The organism is Nostoc sp. (assembly GCF_036917575.1).
GTDB lineage: Bacteria > Cyanobacteriota > Cyanobacteriia > Cyanobacteriales > Nostocaceae > Nostoc.
On the sequence record NZ_JBALDC010000061.1, the window covers coordinates 125963 to 140884 of the forward strand.

A 14922-nucleotide genomic window follows, 5' to 3' on the forward strand; every position below is an offset into this window, starting at 1 on the left:
TAGCGAAAGCGGGGCGTTTAGCCCGTTTCGAGTTCCGAGTGCTGAGTAAAGAAGTGAGATTTACCATTCAGCACTCAGCACTCCTGAAGGGCATTGGGCAAAACAGTTCCGAGTTGCCAGTAAAAAAAGTGAGATTCCCACTCAGCACGCGCTAAACCATAGCTATCCTCCGCTAACAGCACTGATTAAGGACATTGGTTATTCACAAATGACTAATGACTAATGACTAATAACAAATGACAATTAAATATTTCGTTACAATCGGCGTGTGCGTTAGGCATTCAAGAGTTATTAGCCATGAAATTGATTTCTGATCCACCGATTCCTGTGAAAATTCAAAAGATGAAGGAACGGGTGCGGTGGATGCATCCAAGTTTTGTGCAACGGGGAATTGACCAAACCAGTATAGTTATTGACGATCGCAGGCAGGATAATCCAGAATTTTCCTTTATGGTTATCGGTGATTCCGGTACTAGATCCCATTCTCGACACCACCCCCAACGAAAAGTTGCCGAACTGATGCTGACTCACCGCGACGATTGCAGCTTTGTGTTGCATACTGGCGATGTTATCTATGTGGTGGGTTCCCAAGAATATTATTCAACAAACTTTATTGAGCCTTACCGGGAATTTCTCGTTGGTGGTGACAACCCGAAAAACATTCCTTACGATCGCATGGTGTTTAATCTGCCGTTCTTGCCAGTACTTGGTAATCATGATTACTATGATGTGCCATTGATGTACCGTTTATTTACTGGCACAACATCGTCACTGCGTCGCCTATTCCGTTACAAAGATATCGAGATTGGCTGGCATGGATCGTATCAAGGTAATGCTTATGCACGGGCATTTATGGACTACACTCAAGCGATGTCTCCACAAGAATTAGAACGTCATTTAGATCGGCACTACACTGCAAAGACTGACACAGGGCGCTGTTTGCGTTATGAACCCGGACAATTTACCCGTTTACCAAATCGCTATTACACCTTTCGTTACGGCGGGATTGACTTTTTTGCACTGGATTCCAATACCTTTAATACACCCTCACCTTTACCTGCAACTCAAGAGGGGGAAATTTACCGCCGGGAATTGCAAAAGCGTCGCCAGGAAATAGATAGAGAAGAATTGCAGATTTTGAAAATATACGATCGCCTCAACCCAGATAAACCCACCGAAGCAGAACAACTCGACGATCTTAATGCTAAATTAGACCAAATCAACGAAATCAAAATCGACATTGAAAAACAACTAGCATCCCATCAAATGCCTGCGATCGACTTTGAACAACTTGAATGGTTGCGAAGCAGACTAATTGAATCTTGGAACACCTCCCAAGTGCGCGGACGTGTAATCTTTTTCCACCATCCCCCCTACGTCACAGAAGCTACCAAGTGGAATCAGGCACAAACCTTGGCGGTTCGCCACCGCTTACGCTGGGTGTTTGAACAAGTGGCAGAAACTCTTGGTTCTCTAATTAAAGAACGTCCTATAGTCGATTTGATTTTAAATGGTCATGCTCACTGTTTAGAGCATCTTTGCATAAGTGATACCGGATTTGCAGACTCTCACATTAACTGTATTATCTCTGGTGGTAGCGGTCATCGTCCCCGTTATCAAAGGCGAGAAGGAACTGAATTGATGGAAACTTTTGCTGAGATTGCAGGTAAATCAACTCGGAAAGTTGCGGATTCAACGTTATTTGTTGGCCGCCATAACTACAATTTCCAGAACCGACTGCCTTATTCATGTGTGCGGATTGATGTTCTAGATGGTAGCCCGCCCAAGTTTATCATTAGACCGTTGATTACTGAACGGCTTGAACAAAAGTGGCATAACACAGAACTTGAACCTTTTGTTATCTAAACGGGATGCGAAGTATAGCAGTCGAAACATAGGTTATACCAATTGGTAATTCCTAATTAAGAAAGCTAGACTCTATCTGGGTTTGGGGGTTTGAATGTGTTGCCTCATTTTAGAAAATTGGTATTAGGACTATGTTGGTTGCTGAAACTTTTGATATAGCAGAGTGGTGAGTGCTGTTAGCGTCAGCACTTTGCTATATCTTGAAAAAAACAAAGCAAGACGGCTATAGATTTAGTGAGAAGATTAGCGATCGCAAACTAATAGAAACCTGCAAACAAAGCTCTATAACCAAAAGCCTATCTGGGCAAGAGTTACAGATTATTCTCTGCCGAGAGTGACAAAAGCTGTTTACGGACGCGATCGCTTCCGTTATGGATGGAAGAAACAAGTAAAATCCTCTTCCCTTCTGGCTTCTGCCTCTTCCCTCCTGCCTCCTGCCTCCTGCCTTCTGCCTCCTGCCTCCTGCTATATTTTTTCAATCGCGGAAAATAATTTTGCGTGATTTTAAAACCCTTTTAGAGACGCGAAATTGCATTTCGTGCTTATTTGTCTAAAAGTCTATTCCTCAAAGAAGAATATAATCCTCTCAAAGCTAGGTAAACAAGTTTTTTGGCTGCGTTAATCTCAAGACTAGCAGTAAATCTGCTTTTGCTGCCCACTCTGCCATGTTATGAGATTATTACATTAATGCCTGAATACAATATTATCGTCGTTGGAACATCAGCAGGTGGAGTTGAGGCGCTGACTTATCTAGTCAAGCATTTGCCGCCCGATCTCAATGCTGCTGTAATTATAGTCCTTCATGTATCAAGTCATGGCACAAGTGTTCTGCCAGAAATATTAAGTCGTGCTGGCAACTTGCCAGTGTTTCAGGCTCAGGACGGCGAAGCTATTGTTCGTAGTTCGATTTATATCGCTTTGCCTGACTACCATTTACTGGTAGAAAAAGGATATTTGCGTTTGACGCGGGGTGCAAAAGAAAACCGTTGTCGTCCTGCTATCGATCCATTGTTTCGCAGTGCAGCGCGAACTTATGGGCAGCGAGTGATAGGTGTGCTACTAACAGGTATGCTTGACGACGGCACGGCGGGACTAATGGCTGTAAAAATGCGGGGTGGTGTGGCAATTGTCCAAAATCCTGACGATGCTTTGTATCCTGATATGCCACGTAGTGCGATCGAGAACGTAGAGGATATTGACCATATTCTCCCACTTTCAGATATTCCTTCTACTTTAGTAGCTTTAGTTAATACGCCAATGGAAGTACAACCGGAAAACCCAGTACCTAGCGAGATGGAGTTTGAATCCAAAATAGCGCAATTGGATTTGGAAGCAGTAGAAAACGAAGGCAATCGACCTGGTAAACCATCAACCTATGGCTGTCCTGACTGCGGCGGTATCCTCTGGGAAATTCAAGAGGGAAATTTGTTGCGCTTCCGGTGCCGCACGGGCCATGCTTATTCAGCAGAAACTTTGCTGGCTACGCAGTCTGATAAGGTGGACGATGCACTATGGATCGCTTTGAGGGCATTGGAAGAGAAAGCTTCTTTATCACATCGTATGGCTTCAAGGATGGAGGCTCGCAATCAAGCCTTGGCAGCACAAAGATTCAAAGAGGAGGCACACTCTGCTAAAGAGTCCTCCACCATTATTCGAGAAGTACTTTTGAAGGTCAATCCAAACCCAGGTGTTGATTGAAGGTTAAACTCAATCATTTTGAGGAATGGGATGGTTTAGTTTACCGCGTGCAAGTGCCACCACAGCTTGAACTAACTCTTCTGGATCGAGGGGCTTAGTAACGTGCCGTTGATAGCCACAGTTGATCGCTCGCTGGGAATCCTCAACCCTAGCATAAGCAGTCAAAGCGATCGCCGGAATCTCTCCTCCTTTTTGGGGCGTTAAAGTGCGGATCTGTTTAATCAAAGAATAGCCATCGACTTCGTGCATCCCAATGTCACTGACTAAAACATCGGGTTTAAAAGACTCCAAGTTTGCCAATACTTCTGTAGCAGAGGCAACAGTCAGCACTTTTGCTCCGTATTCCGCAAGCAATACTGTTAATAGCTCACGAGCATCGGGATCGTCATCGACTGTGAGAACTCGAATCCCCGTGAGTTCGAGTGCTGGTTGTGGCAACTCATCTAGTTGCTTGATTTCCGGTTCTACATTCAGCAGTGGTAACTGGACTGTAAAGGTAGCTCCCAAGTTTTCGCCAGGACTATCAGCCGTGATAGTGCCGCCATGCGCCTCAACTAACTGCCGGACGATCGCCAACCCCAATCCTAATCCCCCATACTTGCGAGTAATTGAGACATCTTCCTGACGAAATGACTCAAAAATATACGGGAGAAATTCAGAGTTAATGCCTTTGCCAGTGTCACTAACGATAATCTGTGCCCAATCGTCAACTCGCTCTAGCCTGGTTTCTACTCGTCCTCCTTTGGAGGTAAACTTGATCGCGTTGGAAAGTAAATTCCAAACGATCTGTTGCAGGCGGTTAGAATCTCCAGAGACTTGCCCAATATTCGGCAGTACTGAATGCAACACAATTGATTTGGAAAGGGCGGCTGTATTTACTGTGTCGAGCGCAGATTCAATCACAAATGCCAAATTTACAGGAGCCGCATCGATGCTGAGTTTGCCCCGGAGAATCTTAGCTACATCAAGCAAGTCATCAATTAGTTGAGTTTGCAGTTTCGCGTTGCGTTCAATAGTGGCTAACGCTTCAGCTGTTTTGGTTTCGCTAAATTTGCGGGTTTGCAACAGTTTTGTCCAGCCGAGAATCGGGTTGAGAGGCGATCGCAATTCATGGGAGAGAATCGCCAGAAACTCATCTTTGATGCGATTGGCGCGTTCGGCTTCGGCTCTGGCTACTTGCTCCAATTTCAACAAGCGATCGCGTTCGATTTCAGCTTGTTTGCGATCGGTGATATCCTGCACGTTGCCTACCATCCGTACCGCATTGCCCGCAGCATCATAGAAAACCTGACCTCTAGCCGCTAACCAGCGAATGCCATCAGGATGTATAATGCGAAAATCATCTTCATAGTACTCTTGCTGTTGCTCAATGGTGTGACTCACTGTTTCATTGGCTAAGGTGCGATCGTCTGGGTGCAGCAAACTTAACCACAGTTCATAGGTGATTTTCTCTGTAGTTGGATCGAGTCCAAACAGATTAACGTACTCTTGAGATACATGAGTGCTGTTGCGGGTAATGTCCCAATCCCATAGTCCCAATCCCGTAGCTTTGTACGCCAATTTTAACCGGGCTTCGCTCTCCTGCAAGAGCAGTTCTATCTTTTTGCGATCGGTAATGTCTCGCGAAATCAATAAGATTCGTTCCAACTCCCCGGAGGCATCCAAAATCGGGCTAACGACCACTTCCCACCATTTCGGAGTACCTTTTGCAGTTGGGCAGTATCCGCGAAAAATGCTGACTTCACCTACTTTAGCGGTAGCGAGTGCCTGCTGTGCCTGTTGCCGATCGCTGCCTTCCCAGAAACAGAGCCATTCAGTATTGAGACAGGAATTTAAGTCGTCAATTTCCATCAAAGACAGTCCACTTGTATTCATGTACAAGAGCCGCCCCTCAAGGCTTAATACCTTGATGCAGTCAGAACTGCTATCTAAAATACAGTTTTTAAATTCTTCACTCTCGCGCAGAGCTTCGGCTGACCGTTTGCGTTCGGTGATATCTAAATCGATACCAGCCATCTGAATTGGTTGTCCGTGTTGGTCGTAAAATACCTTGCCCTGGCTCAGTGCCCACCGAATTTTACCGTTGTTACATACCACTCGAAATTCAATGTCATAGTCTTCTTTATTGGCGACAGCACGATCAACGGCTGCCAGCACGCGATCGCGATCGTCAGGGTGCAACCGCGCGGCAAACATCTCGAATGAGCCGTCAAACTGTCCTACTTCCAGTCCAAATAAGGCTTCCATGTTATCCGACCAGGAAACTGTTTTTGTCTGGATATTCCAGTTCCATGTTCCCATCCGAGAAGCTGATAGTGCTAATCGCAGCCGTTCGTCGCTCTGCCGTAATTCTGCTTCTACCCGTCTGCGATCGTTCAGTTCATTGTGTGCCTGCTGATAGAGTTCTGCTTGTCGAATTGCAATGCCAACTTGAATCGCCAGTTCTTTAAGCAAGTCAATCTCTAAGGGTTGCCATTTTTTTGGGCCAGCACAGTTGTGAGCAATTAGCAATCCCCAAAAGTGGTGATCATAAACAATCGGCACGACCAGATTAGCTTTTACTTGATACTGAGTTAACAATTGAACGTGGCATGGGTCAATGCTGCTATCTTGAATATCAAATATTGCTGTTACATGACCCTGACAATAGGGTTGCATATAATTTTCCACAAAGGCAGGATCGTTGCTGACAATTTCTTGTGGATTCGATGCTAGGTATTTCTTGGCGAGGCAGGGATCGTACACACTGGACTCAAGGAGCGATCGCCACTCCATCCCAACCGATTCTGCTACTACTGTCCCATCTCCGTCAGGTTTGAACTGAAAAACCAAGACGCGATCAGTGTGCAGAAATTCTCGCACTTCGGTTACAGTTGTCTGAAGAATTTCATCCAGATTTAGCGATTGATGAATTTTCTGGGTAATATGTGAAATTACGCGCTCTCGTTCAATACGCTGTTGTAGTTGGGTGCGTAACCGCACTGTTTCAATTGCCCCATTGACCGCTGTTTGCAGCTTTTCTGGGGTAATTTGCTCTTTGACAAGATAATCTTGTGCGCCCGCTTTGATCGCCTTAACTGCGATCGCCTCGTTGCCCTGCCCGGTAACAACAATCACAGGTAGGCAAGGCTGTTGCATTGAGGGTTGCAATTGTGCTATAAAGTCTAGTCCGTCTAGGTCAGGTAGCCGATAATCAACCAATACAGCATCGGGCTGGTGTTGCTGCCAAAGTTCTAGTCCTTGCTGCCCCAGCGTTGCTTCTAAAAATGTATAGGAATATTCGCGATCGCGCAGCAAATACCGCCGATAGAGTTCTCGATCCTCTGGCGAATCATCAACAAATAAAAGAGTGCGCTGTTGCTGAGACATCGTGAATTAATTAATTGAGATGAGTTAACCCACATTTTGCAGGTTGGCATATAGCAATCCTAAATCATTTATAAAATTCTTTTTTTTCTGCTTATTCTCCTTCTTCGCGTCCTACCCTGCGGTCAGCCACTTTGGGTCTATGCGCCCTTTGCGGTTCGTTAAAATAGGATTGCTGTAATATCAATTCAATTAATGATTGCAACACATCTTTGGGTAGAGACGCGACGCCAGTCGCTACAACGGGGAGGCAGCGCGGTCTTGGGGGTTTCCCCCAAGAGCGACTGCCGTGGGAACCCCCCTTCGGGTTCGGGGGTTCGCAATCGACGGGAACCGCCAAGACTGCGACCCCCTCACCGCAACGCGCTGGCTCATGAATCGCGTCTCTACAAGTAGTCTATTTGTCACATTATTTTTTAAAATTGGTATAACTGAAAAACGACGGGGCGATCGCTTGATTCGCGTGCGCGAAGGACTCATGATTAATCCTTTGGATAATCAGGTAGCGTTGTCACTTGAAACCAATATTCTACAAGCATCTGAATATCTCGTTTCAGTTGAGCAAAATTGATTGGCTTAACAATATAGCTGTTGACACCATATTGATAACATACTTCAATATCTTTAGGATTATTAGAGGTAGTAAACACCACCACCGGAATCATTTTCAAGTTGTCATCCTGTTTAATCCGGCGTAACACTTCTCGTCCATCGGTTCCGGGAAGGTTCAAGTCAAGCACAATTAAGCCAGGTCGGGGCGCACTTTCGCGCTCCACATAGTTACCAGTGCGATAAAGAAACGCCAAGGCTTGTTCGCCATTCACACATCGCTCAATGGCAAACGCAATGTCAGAGCGTCTTAGAAATCGTTGCAGTGCCTCAAAGTCTTCGTTGCTATCCTCGACAATTAAAAGTAGTGGCATTTCCTGGATATGGGAGGCTGAAATCTGAGTCATGTATTTGCCTCCGCCGACAGGGTGAAATAAAACGTACTGCCTTCAGTGGGGGTAGATTCCACCCAAATTCTACCACCGTGACGTTCGACAATTTTGCGGGCAATGGTTAACCCTACCCCAGTCCCACCGCCAAAGTCATCCCGTCCATGTAAGCGGCGGAAGATTTGAAAGATTTTGTCAAGATACTCTGGGGCGATACCAATGCCATTATCACGAACATAGAAAATCAAAGAAGTAGAAGCAACTTTTTCTCCATTTCCTTTGATAAAACCAATTTCTACCCATTTTTCCGGTTTATCGTTGTATTTAATGGCGTTGCTAATCAAGTTGGTGAAGAGTTCATTAATCTGAGTGCGATCGCATTGAATACTCTCAAAAAGTTGAGGAATCCGAAATTCAATTTTACTCTGTGGTCGGGCAATAGTTAAAGTGGTGATTATCTGCGGTACTAACTCGTTTAGATTCACTGGTTGCCGGATCAGTTCAGTACGTCCCAACCGCGAGAAATGCAGCAGGGAATTGATCAAGTCTTCCATTCGCTGCGTCAGCCGCACCAAGGTTTGGAGTTTGTCAATTCCATCGTCATCCAGTACATCTGCATAGTCTTCCATTAAGAAGTTAGCGTAGTTGTGAATGCCCCGTAGCGGTTCTTTTAGGTCATGGGAGGCAACGTAGGCAAAAGAATCTAGTTCTTCGTTACTCCGTTGCAATTCAAAATTCATCGATGCCAGTTTGTCTGCTTGTCGCAACACCACGCCCACAACCAGGCTTCGCAGTTCAATAACCGCTTCAACTTCACACGGTTTCCAAGGTAAGGCAGATCCTTGTACCGTTTCTTGCCATGATTCAAAGGATTTGCGAGGAGATATTCTTAAACTGCCATCTGAGAAAACTTCCACAGGCTTGTTGGGGTTGCCGCCCCAATTCACCGTTTGAATTACCTCTGGGCGAAACCAGAAAATGTAATCGTGATGAACTTTAGAAATTTCCAGGGCTAAAACGCCACTGGCGATCGCTTTATATGACTCGGCAGCAGGGTAATCTTTAGTGAGCGATCGCGTCTCAAACAAGTTATTATGCAATTGAGGTCTAATCCAATCAAGTAAGGCGTGAATTTCCAACTCTGATGGGGTTTTACCTACTCGAATACACTGGTCGCCACTACATATTACCGCTCCCGTGGCGCTGGTCAGATTGAGTAATTGAGATTTCAGTTGCACCATCCCATCCAAGAAATATTCAGCCTGAGATAACCCTTCCACAAATTGAGTTTGTAATGACTTCAATTGTCTTTTGTAATCAATATCTTCACTCGCTTCTTTATTTGCCAGTTCCACAGACATCACCTGTCCAATGAACTCGCAGATGGTGCGGATATTGTAAGGAACATATTTAGGCGAGGAATGATGACAGGCAATCAATCCCCAAAGCTTTTTATCCTGTATCAGGGAAATAGACATGGAGGCAGTCACGCCCATATTTTTCAGATATTCTAGATGTAACGGCGAAACACTCCGTAACACCGATAAACTCAAATCGAGCGGTTGATTTGTTAAGGGATTGTTTGGTGGAATTAGGGCGACAGAGTGGTAGCTGGCATCTGGAATCAGCCGCAGCCAGTTGAGGCTGTATAGCTGTCTGGCTTGCTGGGGAATGTCAGAGGGCGGATAGTGTAAATCCAAGTAGAATGTTTCGTGATTGGTATCTTCAGCGATAACTTTGCCTGCCCCTTCTTGATCGAATCGATAGACCATGACGCGATCAAAGCCAGTGATTCGCCGGACTTCTGTAACCACAACCTGGCACATTTCTAGCAGCGTTGGTGCTTTCTGAATACGAGTGATACTTCCTTTTGCCTGTTGATAGAAGTCAAAAAAGTTTGTTTTGCCCTTCGCTTTTTTCGGCTCTAATTCCAGAATAATTATATTATTAAAGCAATGAATAATACCATCAAAATAAATTAATTTATTTTGATACTTGATAGATAAATTGAGGGGATTAACGCTTTCAAAATCCTCAGACAGACATTGTTGAATCAGCTTGATTTGCTTGGCATCAAGTAAATCTGACAGCGACTTCCCCAGTAATTCATCAGGTTGACGGCCAACAATTTCTTGGGTGTTGCTGCTCACCTGAAGGATTTCTAAAGTAGAATCTTGCAAAACCAGTAAAATCCCGTGAGGCTGGATCAGATTGGGAATGTGGATTGGTTCGCGATCGCAGTTTGTCAAATCAATGATTTCATCAGTCATTCTCAGTTTCTTAAACTCCTCATTAGAACTCTGGCAGAAATCAGAAATGTTTAAGATATAGTCAAATTATTTATTTTTAGCTGTTTAGATTTTTAATTATATTTAACTGGCTAATAAAAGTCTCTATAAAGTATACAGGTTTTAAATAGATACTTTAACTATAGCAATCCAGAATCAAACGCGCATAAACAAGTCCCTGACTTTTCCAAGAATTTGGGGATCTGCGGGTTGAGATTTGACTGTTTCAGCCTTAATGGCAGACTCTAGCTTCTATTCTTGATTTAATGTTTCAATCAACAAATCTACCTGTTGTTGTCGCTGCTGCAAAAAACCTTCGCACTGACGTAAATACTCCACAGCAGTTGCAAATTGGTCAAACACAGCTTCCAATTCCAACTCACCCGCCTCAATGCGAGTAATAATTCCCTCTATCTCAGTAACCTTCGCTTCATAATTCCAACCCTCCTCAGAAGTAGAAGCATCCTTACGTTTAACCATTAGCCTCTCTGCGTCCTCTGCGTCTTGGCGGTTCGTTTATTTCCATAACTTTCACTTTAACTCCACCCTGCCCCAACTGAATCACTAACTCTTCTCCCACAACCAATTCAGTTGCCGAACGAGCGATCGCTCCATCTTCCCTTCTCACCACCGCATAACCACGCTGTAACACCGCTTTCGGGTCAAGACTAGCTAACTTCTGCCGCAATAATTCTAAATGCTGCGTTGCTTGCTGCGATCGCCCCGTCGTAATTTGCACCAAATGCTGACGTTTCCAAGCAAGCTTTTCCACCTCCTGCTGTACTTGCCGATCTAACCGCAAACGTCGCAAACGGTTCTGTAATACTTGCAGTTTATTCTCAGCATTTTCCCTAAAGTCATGTACCGCCTCATGTAAAGCGATAACTCGCTGGCGATGCTCAGTATATAACTCTGAAAGTGCTGGTACAACTCTTTCCGCCGCCGCAGTGGGTGTATGCACACAGACATCTGCAACTAAATCTGCTAAAGATTCATCTCGTTGATGGCCGATACCAGTAATTACAGGAATAGAACAACTAGCAAGCGATCGCACCACTCGTTCATCATTAAAGCAAGCCAACTCTTCCACCGCGCCACCACCCCGCGATAAAATTAGCACCTCGGCGCGTCCATCTCTTTCTACCCGCTCGATTGCTTTAACGATAGATTCCGGCGCTTGTTCGCCTTGTACTGTAGCGGGAGAAAACAAAACGTGTAAACCTGGATACCTTTGCTTCAGGGTTTTTTGAATATCACCCCAAGCAGCAGCCGTTGGTGAAGTGACGACAGCGATCGTTTGGGGATGAGTGGGGAGCGATCGCTTTCTTTGCGCGTCGAACAACCCCTCAGCCAGCAAGCGATTTTTGAGTTGTTGATAGCGCAACGCCTGTAAACCAACACCAGCAGGTAAAGTCTGCCAAACTGATAACTGATACTCTCCCCGTTGTGGATACAGGCGAATACTGCCTAAAATAATTATTTGTTCGCCAGGAACGGGTATCTGGGCGAGTTTTGGCAATTGGCTATTCCATACGACACACTTAATTCCGGCGGTGCGATCGGGATCTTGCAGCGTGAAAAATAAACCACTGCGATGATGGTTAGCACTGGAAACTTCGCCAGTTACCCAAACTTGCCGTAATTGTTTATCTTGCTCTAACAGCAAGCGGATATAGTCAGTTAATCCAGATACTGAAAGCGCTGTATCGAGAATCAGAGAGTCGGAAAGGTCGAGAGTCATTAAAGATGCGTGGGAGCAAAAACCTAGTCAAATCTTAGCAAATAACGTTAATTGATAGCTATTGTGTTTAATTATCAAATTGGAAATATTTCAAAGTTTCATTAGACATAAATGAATTTTGTAAATTATGCAAGGAATTGTTTAAGTTTAATAGGTAGAGAAGAAACTTATTCACCGATTTATTCATTACAAATAAACAATTCTGTACTTTTAACAAATATTGGTGCTTCACTGCACCGCCATTAATGCTGAGTTACACTAAACTAATAAACCCTAATAATTTATATGGGAGTTTAAAATTATCATGGAAAAGATAGAACTTGAACTAGATAAACTCACTTTTGAGCGAGCAAAAACTTTGGCAATAGTCAATTAATCAACTCTATCAGAATTGATTACTGATGTAATTGAACGTTTAGCAGAAATTCAGGAGAAAAAAGATCCATTAATGGGATTGTATGCGGATGTCACAGAAATTGTTGATGAAATTGTTGCTGAGGCGATGGAAAAAAGAGGATATACTGAACCTATCTCACTAATAAAATTTGTGCTAAAAAGTTTAAGCTGATTGAGAACTAAAAACGAAAAATCAAGGTTTTCCAGCACATTTTACGAAACAGAAGTAGGGATTTTTAGAATAGTGGGATAGATTCTATCCATATCTGGGTTCAAAGGATTTTATTAGTGGGATAGGTTCATGTTAAATCTGCCAAAGCTTTCGGTTATTGCACTGGAGTTGAATGGTCAGAACGTGGCTGGAAATACGAAATCTTCACTCTTCATAACAACATTACTGTTTTAGAAAGTGAACTTATTAGCACAGGTAACTTACAATCGAACACCAAAGAAAAACCTGTGTTTCGACTCGGTGAGTTGGTCGAATTTCGGTTGTCATTAGATGGGCCACCAATTCGGATTATTCAGGGCATTTTTAAGCTATGTATGCAATAACTAAAGCTCTATTCCTTCATCAATCCAAGCATCAATTGCTGTTTTTACCTCTAATTCAGTCACGGCAGACCATTCTTTTTCGTTGATAGTTGTTTTAAACACTGCTCTTTTACCGTGACCAACTTTTTCCATTGAGTGTCCGCGATACACATTTTTCGGCTTAATCATTTTTCTTAATCATCTTTATAAAATATTATAAACTGTCGCTCAATAAGCATCATCACTGCGACCGGAAAACAAATAAGTCTCTCCTGCGAGTGAGTAATATTCACCCAATAACTGCCACAGGTATTAAATCACAGCTATAGCCCTGGCAACAAGTTTTGCTTCTCCCACCTGGAAAAATGTGGAGATCATTGCAGATGTGCGTACACGCTCAGAGATTGCCATAGGTATCAGAACACGGGAGCAATACTTCAACAGTGAGATGGGTAAGCTCTTGAGGCAGGAGCAGAGAAAGAAACAAGTGTATTTTGAAGTATTTTAGTAGTAAAAATTACTAAAAGTTTCTCTTTACTCCCCCTGCTTAAGAAAGCTCATTTCACGACTCTCTCACTTTTTCGCGTTGCTTTCTCAGAACACTTGTGCAAGTCGAAAATAAAAGTTGATCACTAGTAGCAACCGGAGATTGTCAAAGGCTACTGGGAATTAGAGGAGTTTTTACTGTACTGTGCTTTGCAGATGCATTGGCACAACCAACACTTTATCTACTCGGTTTCCATCCATACTAACTACTTCAAAACGTAATCCCGCCCACTCAAAATGTTCAGCGACCAAGGGAATATGCCCTAGCTGGTTAACGACAAATCCCCCTAAAGTTTGATAGTTAATCCCTGCCCCTGGTAACAACTTTCTGATGTCTAAAATTTCTTTCAATTCATCAATTGGCAACAGTCCATCTAACAACCAAGACCCATCTTCACGTTGCACTATATCGGGATCAGCTAGTTCTTCACTGGTTGGGATATCACCTACTATCGCTTCCACAATATCAGTGATTGTCACCAAGCCTTGTGTCACACCATATTCATCTACGATTAAAGCTAAGTGAGTCCCAGATTTCTTAAATAACTCTAAGAGGTTCAAAGCCTTCATGCTTTCCGGCACATATAAAAGTGGCTTTAGTAAAGCTTGCAATTCAATGGCTTGGGTTGGATTTTGGGCTAAAAATTCTTTGGTTTGCACAATACCTAATAAGTTATCAATGCTCTGTTGAGCAACTGGGAAGAATGAATGAATACTTTCAATGACTTGGCTGCGGATTTTTGACAATGGTTCATCAATATCAAGCCAAACCATCTCTGTGCGTGGTGTCATAAATGCACTGACTTGTCTGTTGCCAATGCTAAACACTCGCTCTACTACGTCTTGTTCGGCTTCTCCTAACAGACCGGCTTCATGGCTAGCTGCCACTAAAAGTTTCAATTCTTCAGTTGAATGAAGCAATTCTTCGCTACTTCCTGGTTCCAAACCTATAAGCTTAAGAACGAAATTTCCTAAATTATTCAAAGCTTGGACAGCAGGACGAAATATCACTAAGTATAGTTCTAAAAGATTTATAACCGCGAAGGCTGTTCTTTCCGTGCGCTGGAGCGCTAAACTTTTCGGAGCCAATTCTCCTAAGACGATGTGGAGAGACGTGATGATTGTAAAGGCAATCACTACTGATAATGTATGGGCGCTGGTTTGCGATAAAGATTTTGGCAGCCAGTGGAAAGCAGGTTCGACCAGTACTGCAATCGCTGGTTCTCCAAGCCAACCTAAGCCCAAAGAGGATATGGTAACACCAAGTTGGGTCGCTGCTAGATAAGCATCCAAGTTATTTACTGCCCGTTGTAAAGCTTTTGCACGGGGATGAGCTTGGATAACCAACTGCTCGACACGACTACGGCGAAGCGCAACTAAGGCAAATTCAGCTGCGACAAAGAACCCGTTGGCTAAAACCAAGAAAATCACCGATAGCAATTTGCCCGCAGTAAGCCAAGTCAATGGACTGTTCATGACTATCTATTGTAGCCTTTGATCCTAATTACTACCGCGATTATTTTGTCAACGCTAATTCCTACCTATTTGC

At 43.8% G+C, this 14922-nt stretch carries 11 protein-coding genes and 1 pseudogene; 4 read left to right on the forward strand and 8 right to left on the reverse strand.

The genetic code is table 11. From position 1 onward, the window contains the following. Positions 1–297 precede the first annotated feature (297 nt). Positions 298–1866, forward strand: coding sequence for a metallophosphoesterase (locus V7K79_RS18325; protein ID WP_335049419.1), 1569 nt, complete (start codon positions 298–300; stop codon positions 1864–1866). 687 nt (positions 1867–2553) lie between these two features. Then, a complete protein-coding gene (locus V7K79_RS18330; RefSeq protein WP_335049420.1) occupies positions 2554–3564 on the forward strand; it encodes a chemotaxis protein CheB in 1011 nt (336 codons plus the stop codon). A gap of 9 nt (positions 3565–3573) precedes the next feature. On the opposite strand, the gene V7K79_RS18335 is transcribed toward V7K79_RS18330, so the two are convergent. The 6 genes from V7K79_RS18335 to xseA all read right to left on the reverse strand — a co-directional run bounded on the left by V7K79_RS18335 (position 3574) and on the right by xseA (position 11897). Further along, complete coding sequence (locus tag V7K79_RS18335) at positions 3574–6933, reverse strand: response regulator (RefSeq protein ID WP_335049421.1); 3360 nt, start codon at positions 6931–6933, stop codon at positions 3574–3576. A 234-nt stretch (positions 6934–7167) separates the two neighbouring features. Next, positions 7168–7410, reverse strand: coding sequence for a hypothetical protein (locus V7K79_RS18340; RefSeq protein WP_335049422.1), 243 nt, complete (start codon positions 7408–7410; stop codon positions 7168–7170). Positions 7411–7412: 2 nt separating this feature from the next. Beyond that, entirely contained in the window at positions 7413–7886 is a 474-nt protein-coding gene (locus V7K79_RS18345; protein ID WP_335049423.1) for a response regulator, read from the reverse strand. Then, complete coding sequence (locus V7K79_RS18350; RefSeq protein ID WP_335049424.1) at positions 7883–10138, reverse strand: ATP-binding protein; 2256 nt, start codon at positions 10136–10138, stop codon at positions 7883–7885. Before V7K79_RS18350 ends, V7K79_RS18345 begins: the two co-directional genes overlap by 4 nt. 270 nt (positions 10139–10408) lie before the next feature. Then, positions 10409–10636: an exodeoxyribonuclease VII small subunit gene (xseB, locus tag V7K79_RS18355; protein ID WP_335049425.1), complete on the reverse strand. Its 228-nt coding sequence runs from the start codon at positions 10634–10636 to the stop codon at positions 10409–10411. Continuing rightward, complete coding sequence (xseA, locus tag V7K79_RS18360) at positions 10629–11897, reverse strand: exodeoxyribonuclease VII large subunit (protein ID WP_335049426.1); 1269 nt, start codon at positions 11895–11897, stop codon at positions 10629–10631. The genes xseB and xseA overlap by 8 nt, the downstream gene beginning before the upstream one ends. A 391-nt stretch (positions 11898–12288) precedes the next feature. Between xseA and V7K79_RS18365 the strand changes: the two genes are divergently transcribed. Beyond that, positions 12289–12465 (forward strand): hypothetical protein, encoded by a 177-nt coding sequence (locus tag V7K79_RS18365; protein WP_335049427.1) that lies wholly within the window; start codon positions 12289–12291, stop codon positions 12463–12465. A 137-nt stretch (positions 12466–12602) separates the two neighbouring features. Beyond that, a pseudogene (locus V7K79_RS18370) lies at positions 12603–12848 on the forward strand (DUF1392 family protein); the annotation flags it as partial. Here the strand turns inward: V7K79_RS18370 and V7K79_RS18375 are convergent. Next, positions 12849–13016 (reverse strand): hypothetical protein, encoded by a 168-nt coding sequence (locus V7K79_RS18375; RefSeq protein ID WP_335049428.1) that lies wholly within the window; start codon positions 13014–13016, stop codon positions 12849–12851. Between the two features lie 492 nt (positions 13017–13508). Then, complete coding sequence (locus tag V7K79_RS18380) at positions 13509–14849, reverse strand: hemolysin family protein (protein ID WP_335049429.1); 1341 nt, start codon at positions 14847–14849, stop codon at positions 13509–13511. Between the last annotated feature and the right edge of the window lie 73 nt (positions 14850–14922).